The following is a 19,680-nucleotide window of genomic DNA, read 5'->3' on the forward strand; positions in this document are numbered from 1 at the left end:
ACATACACACGAGGAAATCAATGAACGCCAATATTCTTAAAAACATCAGCCACGGGGTATACGTTATCGGGGTAATTGACGAAAACGGAAGGAAATGCGGCTGCATAGTCGATGCACTAATGCAGGTTACCGTAACTCCTCTCGGCGTTGAAGTCTGTACCAACAAGAAATCATACACCACCAGATGCATCCGCAATGCCAGAGAATTTACCGTATCCATTCTGCCAAAGCATGCAGCTCCTGCTCTCATTGCCAATTTCGGTTACCAGAGTGCCGCTGCGGCAGACAAATGGGAAAATGTTGAACATGACCTGATTGACGGTATTCCGGTGGTAAAAAACTCTCTCGGCTCCTTTAAGGTAAAAGTGTTCCACGAACTTGAACTTTCAACCCACATTCTATGGAGCTGTGAGGTGGTGGATACCTGCGAAGGTACCGGAAATGAAGAACCTATGACCTACAGGTACTACCAGACGGATTTGGTCGAAGCCACACAGAAAGCCTTCGCCTCAGGTCTCTCAGGACAAAGCATGTCCGCTTCCGGAGACAGCTATACCTGCGGTGTATGCGGATACCACTATGACGGAGACACTCCTTTCGAAGAACTTCCTGACGACTGGGTATGTCCTCAGTGCGGCATGAGCAAGGAATGCTTTGTTAAGGACTGATAACATTCATTCCGGATAATCTTTTCATTAAATAACTCCATACCTTATGGAGTTATTTTTTTATTACTCAATCACTTTCCTGACAGAAACTCCCCTGCCTGAACCGAAAGAAACAAGTGTATGGACTGTATTCGGTTTATCCGCGGGAATCGCTTCAATGATATCCGGCATTTTTACCTGTTATGCCGTTATTCTGGCCGGTGCCGCACTGTTCATGTCAGATATCGGCTTCGCCAGAGACAGAGCCGGCACACTCGGTATCGCGTCAATAATATGCAGCACAGCAGGCATGATTCTGTCAATCGTTATGGAAGCAGTCAGAAACATTTTTTTCGAAAACATCAGTCTGACCTCCTTAATCGAATTTCTTCACCTCTAGAACATTTAAATCCTGTAAGTTTGATATCTTCCGCTGGAATCTGCAGCTGTATCCTTTTACGGACAGGCTGTGATTTCACACGTACATCGATTTCTTATTATGTCCTGATGTACTTAACCGTTCTCCATAAAAAATGCCATGATACATCAGCATCATGGCATTCTGAGCCTAATCAGAAATCAGACAAATAAATCTGATTTCAGGTATGGTTAATAAAATTCAACCTTCTTGCCGTTGGCAAATACATCAAAACTGTCTTTTGAGGTAAGAGTGGTTGAATATATACCGTCCTTTAACGTCATATAACCGTCTTCAACCCACTTATCGAAATAAGGAGACAGCTCATCATTCTTAACACTCTTGAGTAATTTCTGGCTTACTGAATAATTGATTACGATATCGTGCTTATACATTACCATATCAAGATTAGAAGTCTTCAGATCCGCATTAAGAACGGAATCTCCCAGCTCTGTTAAGATATTGTACTTAATATTTGCATTGATGAACTGATCCTTCAGGGCTGAATCCAGCTGATTTCCGCCTTCACCGAAAAGCTTATCCAGATTCTGCTTCTTCAAATCAGAAAAAGTCAAAACAACATCAGTACTCTTAACCTGTATCTTGTCACGAACAGGTTTCTTCTGACCGGCTTCATCCTTTAAAACAGTATCATCGGCAGCAGCGGAATCTGCTTTTTCGCCTGATTCGTCTGTTTCAGTTTCCTCACTTAAATTTCCTGAGGCAGGCTCGGCCATTTCAAAGTCCATATTATTAACTTTATAGCCTAAAGCAAAAGAATTGTCATCCTCTCCCTTGCCGGAATTCTTCAGTGAAAAACCGATTTCCGCATTGTCTGCATTTATAACAATGTAATCATCCAGATTAACATCCACCTTATTAAATCTGAAATTCAGCTCGGTAGGAATTGAGAATACAGTCTGCGAATTTTCAAATTCAAATCCGCCAATCCTGAAGAACTGCTTGCCGCCGCTGGTACAGTTAACGGAATCAACATTTGATTTCTGTACGATAGGCTCTTCTTTATCAAGCAGATAATCCATAAGCTTGGCCTTTTCGCGTGAAATCTGGGCATTGGAGAACTGCATTGAAGAATTTACCTTACCGATATCGCAGACAAGCTCATTGTCATCACTTGTCAGCTGGAACGGTGAATTTTCAAAGGTTACGATACCGGTCTCGGAAGAATAGGCAAAATCAACTGTTCCCTTGTTCTCCGGAGTTTTGGTAATCTTAAACGCGGTATCAAGCACATTGAAAGAACCGGGTTCATAATTTACGGTAAAATCTGAATGGAAACCTGATAAATCAAACCTGGTCTCCATGACAATCTCATATTCTGGAATAGGTACGTTTGGATTATTCTTCTTTACCGTAATCTTATCTTTACGGGTACTGAAGGTTTTCTCAAGATTCTCGTGAGTAACATTTGAATTTTTTGCGGTCAGCTGTTCAATCTTCTTTTCAAAGACACTGTGACCGATAATTCTGGCTCCCACATAGGAACCTACAGCGGCAGTACCTACGGCCGCAGCTGCAACGATTGCAATTTTAGAAACAACTTTCATTGATTTACCCTTGTTTTTATTGTTATTTTTCAGGGATACAGATTTCTGTATCAGTTTTGCGTCTGAAGATTTCAAGTCGTCCTGACCACTTCAGCGTTCCGGTATTCCGTACAGCCGGATCCCCCCCAACAGTTGTCAGATATTAGCATAAAACTGCTTCTTTTAAAAATATTTTATAAACAAATCATAACCATATTGTTAACACAATTACAAACTTATATATAATATTTGTAGCTTAATAACGATAATAATCAGATATTATGGGACTTTTATAAAATTTCACATCCGACGATAATTCTACAGGTCTTTCCACGTAATCATTAAATCCGAATTCCAGGTAAAAATCCTTTACAAAAAATAAAACCGCATTGAATCAGTTTCCAATGCGGTTCCGTACTTTTCATGTGCTAATGCATGGATTAAACCTTTGCGTCATGCATTTTTGCAATAAGACTCTTGCTTTCCGACATGAAGTAATCTGCCAGCGGACCGAAGAAATCCTTGGTCATTCTGAACTCTTCAATAAAAGCTTCACGATCCCCCTTCTTAAGAAGTTCAATGGCTCGGGAAATCTCACTGCTGTATCTTTCAATGATATCCAGATTTCTCTTGTTTGACAGAATGATGTCGGCATAAAGCACAGGATCCTGGGCAAACAGTCTGCCCACCATCATAAGTTCCATTCTGTAAATTGGAGAACTGAGTTCCATAAGAACGTCAAGATCCGGATTTTCCTTGGCAAGGAACACACCGTAGCTGAATGTGGTGAAATGTCTTAAAGCCTGAATATAACTCATGGCATCATCATGTTCCGCTGCAGAGAACTTCTTGATGCGGGCTCCCCACAGAGTCATCTGATCAAGTACCCATCCGCACTTTTCAGGATAACGGCCTTCCACTGAAATAATCACCTGCTTGGCCATATTGGAAATATCAGGACCGAACATAGGATGAAGTCCCATGACAGGCCCCTGGTGCACGGCCATCATTGATTTCACCGGATTTGTCTTGATTGAAGTAAAATCAGCCAGAACACATTCAGGACTCAGAAGTCCCTGAAGTTTACCGATAACCTCTTCAGTACGATCAATAGGCACACACACAACTACCAGGCCTGCTCCGGCAAAAATTTCACCAGCCCTGTCCCAGTCTCTGTGTCCCATTACTTCAACGGTATAACCTGAACTGCGGAACAGACGGGTAAAAATACTGCCTATACCTCCGCGACCGCCGATAATGACAATTTTTTTAACGGATTCATTAAGACACTTGAACCCCACATCGTTTTCGGCACCGTAGGATTCTCTCATCACGCGTCTTAAAACGTCTTCAGCAAGATCCGGATTCAACCCGAGTTCGGAAGCCTGAGCACGGCGCTTGTCAATAAGACTGCGTTCTCTTTCAGGAACGTATACCGGAGTTCCCTCTTTGCTTTTAATAAGCCCGACCTGCTTCACCAGTTCAAGACGTCTGCGTAAAACCTTTAATAATTCGCTGTCATTCTCATCAATCTGAGTTCTTACCTGATCTAAAGTTAAATTCATATCCAATTATTCGTCTATTTCATCCATGTACTGTTCCAGTTGATCATCGTTTTCTTCTATGGTAGAAGTTGAGTCGGTACCTGAAACAAGTCCTTCATGATACATTAAATAAAAATCTCTTGCCTGACTGTACGGATCCAGTGAGTTTCTTAAAACCTCATCCTGATTCAGAGTTGCCGCACGTTCGTCCACGGCATTGAAGCCCCAGAACACGCCGTCAACCCACCATGGGAAATAGGTAAACGGGAAGTACAGGGTATCTATGGCACTGCCCACATAGCTTCTGTATGTTCCTATTCCGAGCCCCGGTATTACAACATAGGCACCGGAGTCCACTCCCCATTTACCGAGAACGGTATCCATGGTCATACGTTTTCTTTCAAGTCCCATGTATTTCGCCACGTCGATACAGCCGAACAGGCCGATAGTGGAGTTTATACCGAAACGTACCGCGCTTGTACCGCTGTCGAGCGGTCTGGCAACGAGCAGATTGTTTACGGTATTGTTAACCTCTCTTAAATTCTGATATGCGTTTGAGAGACAGACTCGCACCACCTCGGGAACATAATCCACATATGCGACGGAGACCGGTCTTAAGAGATTCTTATCCAGAAAATCATAATTCACTGTCCAGCCGATTTTACGGTTGGGAGTCTCATATACATCGAGGGCATCCCCCGGAAGATACGTGTAACCGTATGTATAGTCTTTATCAATCTTTACTATATTGCGCGGAGTCATAATGCCGACGGATGATCTTGCAGCCTGGGCACTGCCTGAAATAAAACATGCGGCCACTCCCGCTAAAGCTATAAATGAATTCTTTAAAAACCTCATAATAAGGCCTCTGCTTTATTAACAACACATCTGCTATTATACTTTATTTTTTTGCTGTTTAGTCGCATGAACGTCCGGCTGCCGTTAAAAAATATGATACCGCAGCTACAGTTGGCACCTCATATCCGTACTTTGTCACAAACGGTCTGTCAGTCAGAATTACGGCCGGGGCCGGATAAGTGAACCGTCTTTTTCCGAACACCGTAAACTCCCACTCATCAGTCTTATAATTTGTCTAAAAAACAACCAATCTCTCTTTACCTTTTAGCTATAATATTTTAAAATTATAAATATGATTTTTGTGACATGACGCAACAGCACATGCATCTCTTTTGTGTCAGTTCACGATTATTTAAGATTTTGCATTACAGACACTTCACGGTCAGAAAGGATATCAGACCGCTGAATTCCGGGATTAAGGAAAGAAACAGTGTCTCGGTGTATTTCCAAAAAAAAAGGAAAATAATTCAGATTACACCGGTGCATATGATGTTTTGTCTTCATATTTTTAAGGATTAAGTTTATGAAGAGGGTGTTGTACATACTAAAGGACGTTGCCGTAGGGTGCGCCTTTTTTCTGGCCTCTTCCTCAGTAGGCATAGCCGATGAAGGAAGCAGGATCATTACTGATCGTTTCGGAAACGCCATTGGTTCATACCAGACAAACAATGACGGATCCACGGTCTACAAGGATAATCTCGGTCGGGAAATCTCAACGGCGGTACCGAACGAAGACGGAACCTTTACCTTTACTCAGCCGGACAAAGACTCCGATGAGCTGGCATTCAATCATTACCTGACGGAAGATGACCGGAATTCATCCGATTCACGATCCTCCACTGTTTACAGGGATCGCTACGGAAGCCGTGTTGCAAGTTCCAGTACCGATGGAAAAACAGGCAAAACAGTCATCAGAGACCGCTATGGTCAGAAGATCGGTACTTCAACCACCGACAAATCAGGAAAAACAACATACAGAGACAGATACGGAAAGAAAGTCGCAACTTCAACCGTAAACTCCAGCGGACAGACCATTATCAGGGACAGATACGGGAAAAAGATAGGTTCCTCCTCCAAAAACTCCACCGGTCAGACCGTAATAAGAGACAGGTACGGCAACAAGATCGGAACATCAACAACTGATAAAAACGGAAAGACGATCTATCGCGACAAATACGGGAAAAAAGTCGGACAGTCCGAATCCAAAAAATAATTTTTCACCTACAGTCTGAAGTATCCTGCGGCAGATCTGAAAGTTACGGCATCACAGTTTTCAGACTGTCTGTATCTTTCTGACAGGATGTCTGATGACTGTTTTCCATTTTTCCGGAGCTGTTTTTCTCGGATCCGACAGATAAATCTCATGATGCAGTCTCGTATCCGTCATATCATTCACATATCCGTTCTGAGCCAGATATTCATCCATCAGGGCAATGGTGGCAGGTTCATCGTCAAAAGGTCCGAGATGCATCATCTGCACGCACAGTCCTTCGCTTATCGTTATAAATTCAGCTGCGGAACAGTCAGTCTTTTTCCTTTCTGAAGCTGTCCGAACAGCCCATTCAAAATCCTTTTCTGAAACAAAATCAGGAAGTCTTATAACGGAAATCCAGTTGAACGATGATTTGTCGGTAAGATCGACAGCGGCTTTATTATCCTGATACCAGAAGCCTTCAAGCGGCGGAACCGTATATTCAAAAAAACCGTTGATTCTATAGTCTGTTTTGCAGCTCATTCTCAGAGTATAGGCTACGGCATACAGAACACCTATCGCCTGCTGATATGCTCCGTCTTTCTCATTCGGATCGCCTTTTCCTCTGACAGCAATGTAATTTGCCTCAGGCACATTAACAATCTGAGGTTTTTTACCGGGATTGTAGAACTCTTTATATTCCTTCCTGAAATCAAAAACCATAACTACACCGTTAACAATGAAAAAACAGGTAACCCGAACCCGGCACCGTCTGTCCGGTAATGACATGAACATTAAAGTTCAGAAAATGCGGGAGCTGTAAATATCGGAAAAAACACCTGCCGTCAGGATTTTCTGTTACCTTCTTCGGAAAGCTTTATGGCATAGGCAATGGTTTCGGCAATAATGCTGTATACGGCATGATCCCTGCTGCGCTTCTGCTTTTCCTCGGCTCTGTTTATGGGCAGATCAGTATTCGGGTGCATAATGTAACCGAGTTCTGATGACATGGACACGATATCATCGGCTAAACTGTTTTCAGTATTACCTGAACCATTTTCATAATCATCTGCCATAAACCACTCCTGTGTATTACAAATATCCTGAAAAAAACGTGCATATCTTCCATGATACACGGACCTAGACTGACGGCGGATACACCGTTCCCATTCGGCTGTTTACGGAACTAACATTCAGTCCGTGTTTTTCAATACCATCCTTCAGCTGCTGACTGGTACTGTTTATCAGCTGCAGAGTTTCAAACTTTTCTGAAACAAGATTGACTCTTACATCCCTGTCATACAGTTCGATGAGAATCTGAACGGCGCCGAGTTTTTCCAGCTCGAAAAAGAAGTTTATTTTCCAGGTTACTCCTGATTCTCCGCTGAAATGAGAAACATTCATGCCGCCTTCCCTGCCTGACCTGTACAGTGGCGGCAGAGGTATGAATGCGGGAAGTCCGAGTTCATTGCTGAAACCGCTGAGAAGCTGCATCCTTTCTATCTGCTGCAGAGTCAGGAACAGATTTTCCTCAATCCAGTCGCAGTCGCCGCTGAAATCAAGATCTGCATAAGGTTCCGTTGATTTAAACTGAGACACGTCCCTGCCCAGCATTCTGAATCTTATGGAAAGAATCATTGCCGCCCACTGCTGAATAATCCGGCCTCTGCGGCCTTCCGTGGTCAGAGGATTGCCTACAAATCCCAGCCATTCCATCACGTCATTGACGTCACGCAGAGGCTCGGTAATGGTCTGACTCATTGCCCTGGTCATGTTGTGAATTTCCGGAGAAACCATTTTGTTGTCAAGAACCGCATTGAGGGAACTTACCAGTCTGGCCATAGGCACGCTGCGATGATTGATTTCATTAAAATCCGGAGTCTCTTTTCTGCGGGATCTGTTTTTAACCTTCCGGCCTGAAGCAAAAAGATTTCTGATTCTGGCAAAGAATGACTTCCCTGCAGGTTTTTCACTCTCTTTCGCATCATGCTCAGAATATTCATCTGATTCACTCAGGGTATAACCATCATTCTGCTCGAAAGATGATGACGCCGTCGCTCCGGCATCTGAGAATGAAACACTGTCTGATGTCTCTGAATCTTTATTATCGGAAACATAGTCCGTCGTCACATCGGCTGAGACAGTTTCCTCATGCACTGCTTCCTCAATCTGATTTGAGGTAACATGTTCATATTCAGGCATGAAATCATCAGCACCGGCATCCACGATCTCAATTCTGTCGGTAACCTTCTCAGCTTCAACAGGTTCCCTGTTATTCTTTACCCAGGAATAACCGCCTGTCCCGCCGGTTCCCCAGCTGCCGCTTACGTCGTTCCTTCTGCCGTCGTTTCTTTCCGGCTCGATTCTTTCCTGTCCGGCCGCAGTCATCAGGCCGTCAGTTTCAGCTGCACCGTACCTGTCTTCCGCAACGGTTTCAGCAACCTTAAATTCCTCTCCGGAAGACATTTCATTACCGCTGTTATCGTTCAGGATGAAATCAGCCCCGTCATGAGACTGCTCCTCTGCGGTTACCGTTGCTTCATCACGATCATTACAGGCTTCACTCACAAGGCTGTCCGATGCATCAGAAGCATCGGTTTCTTCAGGAGTGCTGAAACCTGACTCAGGTTCTTCAGCAGGCTTTTCCTGTTCACCCGCAACTGTCTCCTGATCAGGATAAACTGTTATATTATCCTGACGGACGGACTCAGCCATTCTTATAAGAACCTGCTGTTCCCTGTTAAGCTCATCAAGATATTCATCCGCTTCATCGTTTTCATCCTGAAAAACAGCAGAAACCGGAGATGTAATGCCGTCAGTGTTTTCCTTAACGACAGACTCTTCAGACGTTTCTGTTTCTCCTGCAGAATCATTCCCCGCCTCTTCGGCCTTCTGAACCGGCTCATCACAGGCTGCGGATTCCTTATCTTCAGAATTTTCATTTTCGGTATTCTCCCTGGCGATGGCTTCACTTAATGAATTCTCGTCAGAAAAAATTCTCATTTCGTCCGTAGTTATGCCGGTACCGGTTAAATCAAGTCCTGACTCGCCGTCGGATACCGGGGTATCGGTCAGGTGACGTTCAGGATTTTCTGATGAGTCATCTGGTTCTGAACCTGCAGCCGGCTGAGAAGCCGTATTTTCGGAATTTATGTATTCAACGTCATTTGCCACCTTCTGAATCAGCTCGTTAACCCTGCGGCTGAGACTTGCATTCTGAGGTGTATCCTGTGATCTGTCTTTCTCGTTACCGCTCAGCTTTTCGCACTGAGCCCTGAATGAATTGAATTCTCCGATGAGATCGATATTCATCTGCGGACGCTGCGCATCGGTGCCATCACCGGCCTGTGAAGCTTCACCGTTTCCGGGAAACAGAACCTTTCTGGAAACATCATCCGCCATGCTTCTTGAAAAATCGTATCTTGACAGGAGTTCTTCATCGTACAGACCGGACATGCCTGTATGTGAATTCTCGCGGAAGAATTTTCTTATTTCATCTTCCGTCAGTCTGTCGGCATCAAAAGTGTCATCCTTTCCGGGAAGATCGGCATCAACTATTTCCCCGTTACCTTCACCGTTTATCAGATTGGCCGACTGAGCGATGGAGGCGGCCCTGCGGATAAGATTATCCACTCTTCTGGCTATGGCCTCGCTTTCCTCATCCTGATATTTTTCCTCTGACGCAAAAAGACCTAGCTTTCCGGTATCTTCAGGTATTTCATCCACGGCATCACGAATGAAATTACGGAGTTCCTGTTCTCTTGCAGCCTGATAAAGAGCGGCTCTGTTATGTGAAATAAGATAGAGAACATTGGGCTGATGTGCCATGATGAATTCAATAACCGCTATGAACAGTCCGCTGAATATCACCTTTCCCTTCACGGTGAGAGAATCATGAGGAACGGAGATATGAAGTTTTTCCAGTCTCTTGACCAGAGCCGGGGTTATGTTGTCAGCAGTAAGAATATTGGCTACGAGTTCACAGAGATAATGCATCAGAGCCATGCCGGGAGCATTGTTTTCCCTGAAAACTCTTGGCAGTGTGGTGCACAGGCTGAAAAACTCATCAGTTGCCGCGTAGCTTTTAACCACATGAAAACGGCTGGTCAGGGTATTTGAAAGGATCTCCACCAGTTCAGAATCGGTGCCTATCAGATCCTTTATCAGGGTAATATAGGTAAAATCATCCGTTCCCGCCGCGGCAGCAAGAGCCGAAACAGGATCTGCAGCCAGAGCGGCAACATAACGCTGAACGCTTTCCTGAGATGCAGCAAGTTCTGCAGGAAGCAGCGGATAATCCTTGGTAAGCGAACTTAAAAAAGCATAAGAGGCGCTTACGTTAATCACCTTTCTGCTGTTTTCAGACAGAACGTCGTATACCTCTTTTTCGCTGAGACTTCCCTGCCCGGAATCACCGGAACCGGCAACTGTTTCCGCCCTGTCCTCCGTAATTTCTGTACTGTTCTTTTTTAAATCTTCTCTCAACATAACCGGCCGTTACGAATTTATATTATTTCCATAACACACTCATGACCAGCAGGTCACGGATTCATATTCTGGTTTTATGGCTTATTTTATTATCTTTTTATGGCAGGCAGCCCTCTGTGAAAAAAACGGACTGCCGAAAAATACTGTACCGTATTTCCGCATTTGTCTGCGGACCGTGTCGGAGGCCGCACCGTTTTACCGTCCCGGACACACAATCGGCTGCTCAGATTTTAACATCACTCTGAAAACAAACATCTTTTTAAATGTTTATTGTGAGGTAATTTAAGACTGACCGCACACTCTCATCAATCATGCCTAGAAGAGAGACCTGATGAAATCCCCCATTCTGTCATCGCTTTCCGTTTCAGTGTTGCAGTATCTTACGTCCTCTTCGTTTATCATATCCTCTCTTACAGGAAGCAGTACGAATCTGGAAACGTCGGTGCAGGTTTCAGGATCCATTATGTAGCTGTCGGCTCCCTCCAGACTGAAGTACGCGTCTGCAATGCCTTCAGGAATGGCAGTTACCAGAGAATGAACTCCTCTGATGCTTAAGAATCTGTCATAAACCGGAAGAGCACCTGTGGCTCCCGTAAGATTGGTTTTGGTGTTGTCATCATTACCTACCCATACGGTTACCAGCTCATCATTATCAAAACCGCTGAACCATGAATCGATGCCGTCATTTGAAGTACCAGTCTTCCCTGCTATAACCGCATTGTACTTTTTCAGGGATCTGGCGGTACCGAATGAGGTTACATTGGTCATACCGTAGATGGTCAGATAAGCGTCGCGGGGATCCAGCACCTGAACCTTGTCGGCCTGACTCTCGCGGTCGTATATGATGTCACTGCCGCGACGAACCACTCTGATCGCCGACAGCTGTCTGTAGGCACCTTCGGTCGCAATGGTGGCGTACATCTGGTTCACCTCTATCGGAGTCAGGGCGAAACTGCCCAGCAGAGTACTCGGAACGGCGTCTATTTCCTGTTCGATTCCTAGCCTGTGAATGGTATCGACCACCTTCTGTACTCCGACATTCATACCCACTCTTACCATTGGCACGTTAAGCGACTTGGCGAAGCCCTGATAAAGAGGAATCCACCCGCTGTAGGTACCGCTGAAGTTCTTCGGGCTCCAGTTCTGACCGTTGCGCATTTTTACGGTTACCGGAGCATCATGAACCATACTGCCGAGATGCCAGCCGTTACTGAACGCCGTCAGATAGGCGGCGGGCTTGACCAGGGAACCGACCTGACGGCGGGCCTTGGTTACACGGTTCATCCCCTGGAACTGCGGATCACTGCTGCCTACCACGGCAAGAATGTCACCGGTTCTCCAGTTGGAAACCACTACCGCACTTTCAAGCTTTTTGGTTCTCTTGGCATTGAGTCTGCCAAGTTCTTCCTTAACAGCGGTGTTGGCGGCAAGCTGCACCTGTGGATCAAGACTGGTAAAAATCACCAGTCCGTTGCTGTCGAGATAGTCATCACCGAGCTTTTTCTTCAGCTCATCCTTAAGAATACTGATGTATCCGGGTACCTTGATGATGGAAAAATTCTTGTCCTTGTCAACAATTCCCAGCGGTTTGGCGACGTAGTACTCATACTGTTTGTCAGTAAGCTTTCCAGCCTGCTTCATCAGGCTGAGCACCAGATTTCTTCTTTTTAGTGCGGCTTCAGGATGTCTGCGCGGATCATACTGGGAAGGACCTTTAACCATGCCTACAAGCAGAGCTACCTGATGCCAGTCCAGTTCGCTTACGGGAATCCCGAAATAGAAGTATGAGGCCAGACCGAAGCCGTAGATGTCCTTATTGGAATGCCCGAGATAGATTTCATTCAGATACATTTCCAGAATCTGGGATTTTTCATATCTGGCATCAACGATAATGGACATGAAAAGCTCTCTTACCTTTCGGTCAAGAGTCTTGTTGCTGCTTAAAAAGTAATTCTTAACCAGCTGCTGTGAGATGGTACTGCCGCCCTGAACCTTGCGACCGGCCCTGATGTTCACGAATATCGCTCTGAGAATCCCCTTGACGCTGATGCCGTGGTGACTGTAGAAATCCCTGTCTTCCACGTATATAAGAGTATCAATGAGTTTCTGCGGCACGTCATCGATGCTTATCAGCAGACGATCTTCCTCTCCGCTTGAGGAAAGACGTTCCAGAAGCACCGGATCCAGCTGAATGATATCAATGTTCTCACCTGTTGCCGCATCGGAAATGGAACTGATTCTGCTGTTTTTGAAAACTATGTGAATGGGACGGGATTCTTCCGGTCCGTAGGAGAAATTGAACGGTCTTCTGATAATGACCATATGCTCCTTGTTTCTGCTGGTTCCGTATTCCCCCGGATTTGCAGGATTGCTCACCTTGCGGTATTTCAAAAGGGTAAGTTCGTGTTCAAGCTGATCGAAGGTAATCTTCTGCTCCACAGTGAGCTCCAGCGGTCTGCTGTATACCACTGCGGGAGTTTTCCATTTCTGTTCCGCATCCAGACTGCTGCTTGAAATCACGACATAATAGTATGCACAGAGAATTGCGAAAATTACAGCAAGTACAAGTCCGAGCTTAAAACCCAGAGCTATCAGTTTACCGATAAATGATTTACTCATGTTTCCTTACACCACTGTTTCGGGAAAGTGCCATCCGCACCGTTCCGAAATTGCTGCTGAAACCCGGCCGTTCCATCCGTTGTCAGATTTCAGAAGTTCTGTTTCGTAAAATCATACTTCCATGTAAATGCTTTGCTTCAGCAGAAACCTATCCCGCCGCACGCGTCCGGGAACCTTCCGAATATCTGCAGTCCGGACACCGTGACTGCAGTGCTGAACCGGGTAAAAATCAATCCTTAATCATTACCCGAAAAATCCTTACAGGTCTCCCCGGCGGAACTGAACTCCGCCGGGGATAAAAAATCAGGTCACATTATATCATTTATGTAAAATTTGTTTACAAAATTAACAGGCTCGCCTCCGGTCGTCCTCGAACCGTCATAAATGATGAATCACTGCCGAAAGACGATGCAGAATGACAATATCCGGCAGATAAAAATTTTTCTAAAACATAACCTGCGTTCAAGTAATAAACATCTGTTTATGCAACATTTGACAAAGATCTATTTTTTTATAAAAAAACATTCAGATATGCATCAAAATGAAAAAAAATAAAGTAATGGTTACCTGCTTTTCCTATAATACGGGATTTGAAAATTACGTTTATGTTGCTTTAAGTGACTGAAAAAACGCCTGTATCATATTTATGGAAAATAAATTGACATAAATCTTTGAATATATCCGACGAGTAATGTATATTCTAAAGAATTTATGTTGGTATGACTTGGGTACATTTATATCCGTGCTGTTTTCCATACGGTTAATTAAAAAGACGGACAATTCAGCACTGATACATCTGCCTTGTGCCTGGAGCAAAGGTATATACATTTTAGGAGAAAGACTATGAGCGACAACAAGAATGATTTAATTGAGCTGAGTCCTCTGGCCATTGCCGGCTTAAAGCCTTATGAAGTGCAGCCCGGCGAAGAATATATGAACGATAAGCAAAAAGCTCATTTCCGCAAGATTCTGGAAAGCTGGCGCGATCAATTGATGAATGAGGTTTCAAACACCGTTGATCACATGAACGATGAAACCACCAACTTCCCTGACGATATCGACCGTGCTGCCCAGGAAGAAGAATTCTCTCTTGAATTAAGAATCAGAGACAGAGAAAGAAAGCTTATCAAGAAGATTGAAAAGACTATCCGCAAGCTTGACTCTGACGATTACGGTTACTGCGACGACTGTGGCGAAGAAATCGGCATTAAGCGTCTTGAAGCCCGCCCTACCGCCGATCTCTGCATCAACTGCAAGCACATCGCTGAAATCAAGGAAAAGCAGGGCGCAAAATAATATATGTCCCCTTATCACGGGCGTTTTGCTCCTTCACCGAGTGGCAGGCTGCACTTTGGTTCACTGGTTGCCGCCACCGGTAGTTATCTTCGTGCCAGAAGCCTTAACGGCTTCTGGCATCTTCGTATTGAAGACATCGACACCACCAGATGCAGACAGGAACACAGTGACAGCATCCTGAGGGATCTTGAACTCCTGGGCTTTGAACATGACGGTCCCGTACTGTATCAGACCGAAAGACTTGATTTTTACAGGGAATGTCTCGACAGGCTCACGGAAAATCATCAGACCTATTACTGCAACTGCACCAGAGCCGACATCCGCAGAATGGGAGGAGTCTACAACGGTCACTGCAGAAATCTGAACCTTCCCGATGCCGTGAACCACAGCGTGCGTCTCAAAAACACCACCTATGTTTCCGAATACCGTGATGAAATCCGGGGAACTGTAAAAAATCCGACATCAGACATTCCCGACATTGTCCTCCGCCGCCGTGACGGTCTCTATGCCTACAATCTTGTCTGCATACTTGATGATCTTGATACCGGCATAACGGAAGTGGTCAGAGGCTCGGATCTGCTCTATGACACCTTCGCCCAGATATCCTTCATAAAGGAGCTGAAGGGAAATGTGCCTGCATACGCGCATCTTCCTCTGGCCATGGAAGATCCTGAACACAAATACTCCAAACAGAATCATGCCGCTCCGATTGACATGGCACATGCGTCAGAGCTTCTGGTAAAGGCCGTAAAATTCTTGGGACAGGACATTCCTGATGAATTTGTGCATGAAAAACCGGCCGACATTTTAAAATATGCCGTAAGCACCTTCTCTCTTGAAAAAATCTCTCCGGACAGCCGAATAGTCTGAACAGTCCTCTAACCGTCAGTAATCAGTTCCATTACACCAAAAAAAAGCCCCGGAATTTCATGCCGAAACTCCGGGGGCGTGCCTGTCATGACAGGCACATGCATGCGTCGGTAATTACTTTTTAACGTTGAAGAGGAAGGTAATTACGTCACCGTCCTGAACAACATAGTCCTTACCTTCAGCTCTCATCTTGCCTGCTTCCTTGGCACCGGCTTCACCGTTGTAGGTGATATAGTCGTCATAGCTGATGGTATTGGCTCTGATGAAGCCCTTTTCAAAGTCGGTGTGAATCTTACCTGCCGCCTTAGGAGCGGTAGCACCTACAGGAATTGTCCATGCACGTACTTCCTTTTCACCAGCGGTGAAGTAGGTATGAAGCTTGAGAAGCTTGTAGCCTGCTCTGATTACACGGTTAAGACCAGGTTCTTCAAGGCCGAGGCTTTCAAGGAATTCCTGACGTTCATCGTCTTCCATTGAAGCGAGGTCTGATTCAACAGCCGCACATACAGGAACAACAACAGCGCCTTCCTTGTCTGCGATAGCCTGAACTTCGTCAAGGTACTTGTTGTTGGTAAAGCCGTCTTCAGCTACGTTTGCAATGTACATTGTAGGCTTCAGGGTAAGGAAGTTGCATTCACGGATTAAGGCCTTTTCCTCATCGGTAAGGTCAAGGGTCAGCAGCTTCTTGCAGTCATTGAGTACAGGAAGACATTTTTCGAGAACCTTTAAGGAAGCCTGGGCATCCTTGTCACCGCCCTTTGCCTTCTTCTCAAGACGATGAATTGCCTTTTCACAGGTATCAAGGTCAGCAAGGGCAAGTTCGGTATTGATGACTTCAATATCTTCTGAAGGATTAATCTTACCGCTTACGTGAATGATGTTCGGATCTTCAAAGCAGCGGACAACATGAGCAATGGCGTCGGTTTCCTTGATGTTCATAAGGAACTTGTTACCTAAACCTTCACCGTTTGACGCACCCTTTACCAGACCGGCGATATCAACGAATTCCATTGCTGTCGGAACAATCTTTAAAGGCTTGTCGATTTTTGCCAGTGCATTGAGTCTCGGATCCGGTACAGGAACTACACCGGTATTTGGTTCAATTGTACAGAACGGAAAATTTGCAGCTTCAATACCAGCCTTGGTTAATGCATTAAACAGTGTTGATTTACCAACGTTAGGTAAACCTACAATACCACAATTAAACCCCATTTATATATACTCCTAAAATTAACGAACTGCCTTGAAGCCATTCAGCTGATTGGTGGCTTTGGCAATATTCTGGGTAAACAGCACACCGATTGAATCCAGAGCAGCCTTCTGAGCCTGTTCTATCAGCTCAGCCTCTGCCTTCGGCGGTTTGCCCAGTACAAAATTAATCATTTCCGCTCTGGTGGCGGGCTTGCCTATACCAATGCGTAATCTGTGAAAATTCTGACAGTTTCCCAGACAGGCGATAATGCTCTTGAGACCGTTGTGACCTCCAGGACCGCCGCCCAGTTTGAACTTTGCCACTCCCGGAGGAATATCCAGCTCATCATGAATAACCAGAATCTCTTCAGGCTTGATTTTGAAGAAATTGGCCAGAGGACCGATACAGTCCCCGCTTTTATTCATGTAGGTAGTCGGGAAAACCAGTCTTACTTCCTGACCTTCAATCATTCCGCGGCCGATTTCACCGTTATACTTGCTGTCAGGTCTGATGCTTATACCGTATTTATCGGCAATCATATTCAGCACGTCAACACCCATGTTGTGTCTGCTGTGCGCATATTCATTGCCCGGATTACCAAGTCCGGCAATCAATCTAATAGTCATGGAATCCTCTGAAAAAACAGGCATAGTCAGTTAATGATCATGCCTGTAAACAAATGAAAAAGCCGAATTATCAGCCTAACTGTACCGGAATGTCCTTACTGGTACGAACGATATCATTCTTTTCGTTAAGGTATACGAGACTTGGCTTGTGATCCTTAACTTCACTCTCATCAAAAATACCGTAGGCACAGATAATAACCTTATCACCGACGGCTGCCATTCTGGCTGCAGCGCCGTTTAAGGAAATCACCTTTGAGCCTCTTTCGGCAGCGATTGCATAGGTATGAAATCTGGCGCCGTTTTCTACAACATAGATATCAATCTGTTCATGCTCTGCAATGCCGGCAGCATCTAAAAGATCCAAATCAATGCCGCAGGAACCTTCGTAGTTTAATACGGAGTGAGTAACCCTGGCCTGATGAAGCTTACCTCTGAGTAAAATCCTTTGCATTTTGTTACCTTACCTTATGCATGGAAAAATGATATTTTTACTAAATAGACTCCCTGCTGATACAGCATCAAATCATTTAATAAAAACATCACACTTCAATATTTATCGATTATAAAAAAAGCACATTCATGGAAAACACCTGTTTTTCCGCCTTAACCTGAGCGTTTTAAGGTTATCTGTCCCCTGAAAACAAAACGGAATTTTCCAAAATTGTGCACATTATATATTAATCGACACTTATAAACAGCTAAAAATTGATTTTTTGACAAATTAAAAAATCATTTTTCCCCTGTTCACGGATATGACAGTCAAAACCGGCCGGAGGTTCATGCTCTTTAAGAACTTCAGCGGGACTCCGATATAAAAATTTTCTAATTCTCATGATAAACTTAAAAGTTTTTATTACCAATTCTTGAAAATAAACTGAGATATAAGCCAAAATGACCATGTCTGTATTATTAACTATTTTCAGACCGGTTTACATGCATAAAACCTGCAGTGAAAGATCAGACTTTTTTAATTCAATGTTAAGAGGACTAATATGGGCAAGTTTGTTATCAGGGAAACCAAAACAGGTGTCAAATTTGATTTGAAAGCCACCAACGGTGAAGTTATTCTTACATCTGAAGTTTATTCAGGAGAAGCAGCCTGCAAAAAGGGCATCGAAAGCGTAAAGAAGAACGCTCCTGCGGCCGCCGTTGAAAATCAGACCGTTGAAGGTTATACCGTTCAGAAGCATCCTAAATTTGAAATCTATGCCGACAAAGCCGGTGAATTCCGTTTCAGACTGAAGGCAACCAACGGTGAAATCATCGGGGTAAGTGAAGGCTACAAAGCCCTTAAGAGTGCGGAAAACGGCATTGCCAGTGTTCAGAAGAACGCACCTGATGCCGAAGTCGTTAAAGAATAATAAAGCTGAGTAATCTCAAAACTCACAATACTGATTATCATTTATTATGAACAGAAAAGCCGGAACCTGAAAAACAGGTACCGGCTTTTTCAGTTACGATATCCAACCGTTAGATCTGTCTGTCTACAACCAGATTGTCAATCAGACGAACCTTGCCGAGATATGCGGAAGCAAGAATAACCACCTTCTTTGAACCGGCGATTTCCGGATTAAGAGTCAGAGCGTCAACAACTGTAATGTCATCGGTTCTGAATCCCTTGTTGTCCAGAAGGTTGCAGGTTTCGTCAACCAGCCTGTTAACTTCATCGAGTGTTTTGGCGGTAACCAGCTTTTCAGCCAGAGCCTTAAGAGACTTGTTAAGAAGCGGAGCAATGGATCTTTCTGCCTGATTGAGAAGATTGTTGCGTGATGAATAGGCGAGACCGTCTTCGTAACGAACGATAGGTACTTCCACAATCTTCAGCTGGAAATTGAGATCCCTTACCATTTCCTTGATTAAGGCAACCTGCTGATAGTCCTTGAGACCGAAACATGCGAAATCAGGCTGAACAATATTGAAGAGCTTGCTCACAACTGTGGCAACACCTCTGAAATGACCTGGTCTTAAAGCACCTTCGAGACTGTTGCATAAATCAGGTACTTCAATATATGACTGGAAGTTAAGTCCCTGAGGATACATGATTTCGGGAGTTGGAGTGAATACGGCGTCAACACCCGCCTTTTCCAGAAGAGCAAGGTCGTTTTCAAGGGTACGCGGATAGCTTTTCAGATCCTCAGCCCTGTCGAACTGCATAGGGTTAACGAATACGCTTACCACTACCCTGTCAGCAACTTTTTTGGCTTCTTCAACAAGAGCGAGATGCCCGCAGTGAAGATTACCCATGGTAGGAACCAGAGCAATGGTCTTAAGTTCCTTCTTAAAGCCTACAACTATATCTCTTATTTCTGTAATACTGTTAGCAACTTTCATAAAGCACTTCTTTTTTTGTATTTTCCGTTCAACAAAAATTTACGGGGCTTTT

The 19,680-nt window shown here is 44.5% G+C and carries 17 protein-coding genes; 6 read left to right on the plus strand and 11 right to left on the minus strand.

Annotation, left to right across the window (positions count from 1 at the left end; genetic code table 11):
• Window positions 1-20: 20 nt before the first annotated feature.
• Both BMY80_RS00280 and BMY80_RS00285 read left to right on the plus strand, forming a co-directional pair.
• The gene (locus BMY80_RS00280) at window positions 21-668 is read left to right on the plus strand and encodes a flavin reductase (RefSeq protein WP_093139839.1); all 648 of its coding nucleotides are present in this window, start codon (window positions 21-23) and stop codon (window positions 666-668) included.
• 157 nt (window positions 669-825) lie between these two features.
• Entirely contained in the window at window positions 826-1,047 is a 222-nt protein-coding gene (locus BMY80_RS00285) for a hypothetical protein (protein ID WP_143066419.1), read from the plus strand.
• Window positions 1,048-1,256: 209 nt separating this feature from the next.
• Here the strand turns inward: BMY80_RS00285 and BMY80_RS00290 are convergent, their stop codons facing one another.
• From BMY80_RS00290 to BMY80_RS00300, 3 genes are all read right to left on the minus strand, one after another.
• Window positions 1,257-2,633, minus strand: a complete 1,377-nt coding sequence (locus BMY80_RS00290) for a DUF945 domain-containing protein (protein WP_143066420.1) — start codon at window positions 2,631-2,633, stop codon at window positions 1,257-1,259.
• A 419-nt stretch (window positions 2,634-3,052) separates the two neighbouring features.
• Entirely contained in the window at window positions 3,053-4,177 is a 1,125-nt protein-coding gene (tyrA, locus tag BMY80_RS00295) for a bifunctional chorismate mutase/prephenate dehydrogenase (protein ID WP_031579041.1), read from the minus strand.
• 6 nt (window positions 4,178-4,183) lie between these two features.
• Window positions 4,184-5,014, minus strand: a complete 831-nt coding sequence (locus BMY80_RS00300) for an MlaA family lipoprotein (RefSeq protein ID WP_093139846.1) — start codon at window positions 5,012-5,014, stop codon at window positions 4,184-4,186.
• A gap of 523 nt (window positions 5,015-5,537) precedes the next feature.
• Here BMY80_RS00300 and BMY80_RS00305 point away from each other — a divergent pair.
• Window positions 5,538-6,227 (plus strand): hypothetical protein, encoded by a 690-nt coding sequence (locus tag BMY80_RS00305; protein WP_093139849.1) that lies wholly within the window; start codon window positions 5,538-5,540, stop codon window positions 6,225-6,227.
• A gap of 60 nt (window positions 6,228-6,287) precedes the next feature.
• Here the strand turns inward: BMY80_RS00305 and BMY80_RS00310 are convergent, their stop codons facing one another.
• From BMY80_RS00310 to mrcB, 4 genes are all read right to left on the minus strand, one after another.
• Window positions 6,288-6,929 (minus strand): GyrI-like domain-containing protein, encoded by a 642-nt coding sequence (locus BMY80_RS00310; protein ID WP_031579044.1) that lies wholly within the window; start codon window positions 6,927-6,929, stop codon window positions 6,288-6,290.
• Between the two features lie 122 nt (window positions 6,930-7,051).
• Complete coding sequence (locus tag BMY80_RS00315) at window positions 7,052-7,282, minus strand: hypothetical protein (protein WP_093139852.1); 231 nt, start codon at window positions 7,280-7,282, stop codon at window positions 7,052-7,054.
• A 64-nt stretch (window positions 7,283-7,346) separates the two neighbouring features.
• Window positions 7,347-10,694, minus strand: a complete 3,348-nt coding sequence (gene fliK / locus BMY80_RS00320; protein WP_093139854.1) for a flagellar hook-length control protein FliK — start codon at window positions 10,692-10,694, stop codon at window positions 7,347-7,349.
• A gap of 315 nt (window positions 10,695-11,009) precedes the next feature.
• Window positions 11,010-13,313, minus strand: a complete 2,304-nt coding sequence (gene mrcB, locus BMY80_RS00330) for a penicillin-binding protein 1B (RefSeq protein WP_093139859.1) — start codon at window positions 13,311-13,313, stop codon at window positions 11,010-11,012.
• An 843-nt stretch (window positions 13,314-14,156) separates the two neighbouring features.
• Between mrcB and dksA the strand changes: the two genes are divergently transcribed.
• Both dksA and gluQRS read left to right on the plus strand, forming a co-directional pair.
• A complete protein-coding gene (dksA, locus tag BMY80_RS00340; RefSeq protein ID WP_031579051.1) occupies window positions 14,157-14,609 on the plus strand; it encodes an RNA polymerase-binding protein DksA in 453 nt (150 codons plus the stop codon).
• 3 nt (window positions 14,610-14,612) lie between these two features.
• Entirely contained in the window at window positions 14,613-15,479 is an 867-nt protein-coding gene (gene gluQRS / locus BMY80_RS00345) for a tRNA glutamyl-Q(34) synthetase GluQRS (protein ID WP_031579052.1), read from the plus strand.
• Between the two features lie 114 nt (window positions 15,480-15,593).
• Here gluQRS and ychF read toward each other — a convergent pair whose 3' ends face one another.
• The 3 genes from ychF to panD form a co-directional block, all read right to left on the minus strand.
• Window positions 15,594-16,691, minus strand: coding sequence for a redox-regulated ATPase YchF (gene ychF / locus BMY80_RS00350; protein ID WP_031579554.1), 1,098 nt, complete (start codon window positions 16,689-16,691; stop codon window positions 15,594-15,596).
• 18 nt (window positions 16,692-16,709) lie between these two features.
• Window positions 16,710-17,297 (minus strand): aminoacyl-tRNA hydrolase, encoded by a 588-nt coding sequence (gene pth, locus BMY80_RS00355; protein WP_031579555.1) that lies wholly within the window; start codon window positions 17,295-17,297, stop codon window positions 16,710-16,712.
• Window positions 17,298-17,367: 70 nt separating this feature from the next.
• Window positions 17,368-17,748: an aspartate 1-decarboxylase gene (panD, locus tag BMY80_RS00360; RefSeq protein WP_031579556.1), complete on the minus strand. Its 381-nt coding sequence runs from the start codon at window positions 17,746-17,748 to the stop codon at window positions 17,368-17,370.
• Between the two features lie 541 nt (window positions 17,749-18,289).
• On the opposite strand from panD, the gene BMY80_RS00365 reads away from it, so the two are divergent.
• Complete coding sequence (locus BMY80_RS00365) at window positions 18,290-18,658, plus strand: YegP family protein (RefSeq protein ID WP_093139865.1); 369 nt, start codon at window positions 18,290-18,292, stop codon at window positions 18,656-18,658.
• A gap of 109 nt (window positions 18,659-18,767) precedes the next feature.
• Here BMY80_RS00365 and panC read toward each other — a convergent pair whose 3' ends face one another.
• A complete protein-coding gene (gene panC / locus BMY80_RS00370; RefSeq protein ID WP_031579559.1) occupies window positions 18,768-19,628 on the minus strand; it encodes a pantoate--beta-alanine ligase in 861 nt (286 codons plus the stop codon).
• Window positions 19,629-19,680 lie beyond the last annotated feature (52 nt).

This window comes from Ruminobacter amylophilus (assembly GCF_900115655.1).
Classification (GTDB): Bacteria; Pseudomonadota; Gammaproteobacteria; order Enterobacterales; family Succinivibrionaceae; genus Ruminobacter; species Ruminobacter amylophilus.

Bases quoted from the DNA above. Each gene is read 5' to 3' on its own strand.
- BMY80_RS00280 (WP_093139839.1), top strand. From the start codon at position 21: ATGAACGCCAATATTCTTAAAAACATCAGCCACGGGGTATACGTTATC.
- BMY80_RS00285 (WP_143066419.1), top strand. From the start codon at position 826: ATGATATCCGGCATTTTTACCTGTTATGCCGTTATTCTGGCCGGTGCC.
- BMY80_RS00290 (WP_143066420.1), bottom strand. From the start codon at position 2,633: ATGAAAGTTGTTTCTAAAATTGCAATCGTTGCAGCTGCGGCCGTAGGT.
- tyrA (WP_031579041.1), bottom strand. From the start codon at position 4,177: ATGAATTTAACTTTAGATCAGGTAAGAACTCAGATTGATGAGAATGAC.
- BMY80_RS00300 (WP_093139846.1), bottom strand. From the start codon at position 5,014: ATGAGGTTTTTAAAGAATTCATTTATAGCTTTAGCGGGAGTGGCCGCA.
- BMY80_RS00305 (WP_093139849.1), top strand. From the start codon at position 5,538: ATGAAGAGGGTGTTGTACATACTAAAGGACGTTGCCGTAGGGTGCGCC.
- BMY80_RS00310 (WP_031579044.1), bottom strand. From the start codon at position 6,929: ATGGTTTTTGATTTCAGGAAGGAATATAAAGAGTTCTACAATCCCGGT.
- BMY80_RS00315 (WP_093139852.1), bottom strand. From the start codon at position 7,282: ATGGCAGATGATTATGAAAATGGTTCAGGTAATACTGAAAACAGTTTA.
- fliK (WP_093139854.1), bottom strand. From the start codon at position 10,694: ATGTTGAGAGAAGATTTAAAAAAGAACAGTACAGAAATTACGGAGGAC.
- mrcB (WP_093139859.1), bottom strand. From the start codon at position 13,313: ATGAGTAAATCATTTATCGGTAAACTGATAGCTCTGGGTTTTAAGCTC.
- dksA (WP_031579051.1), top strand. From the start codon at position 14,157: ATGAGCGACAACAAGAATGATTTAATTGAGCTGAGTCCTCTGGCCATT.
- gluQRS (WP_031579052.1), top strand. From the start codon at position 14,613: ATGTCCCCTTATCACGGGCGTTTTGCTCCTTCACCGAGTGGCAGGCTG.
- ychF (WP_031579554.1), bottom strand. From the start codon at position 16,691: ATGGGGTTTAATTGTGGTATTGTAGGTTTACCTAACGTTGGTAAATCA.
- pth (WP_031579555.1), bottom strand. From the start codon at position 17,297: ATGACTATTAGATTGATTGCCGGACTTGGTAATCCGGGCAATGAATAT.
- panD (WP_031579556.1), bottom strand. From the start codon at position 17,748: ATGCAAAGGATTTTACTCAGAGGTAAGCTTCATCAGGCCAGGGTTACT.
- BMY80_RS00365 (WP_093139865.1), top strand. From the start codon at position 18,290: ATGGGCAAGTTTGTTATCAGGGAAACCAAAACAGGTGTCAAATTTGAT.
- panC (WP_031579559.1), bottom strand. From the start codon at position 19,628: ATGAAAGTTGCTAACAGTATTACAGAAATAAGAGATATAGTTGTAGGC.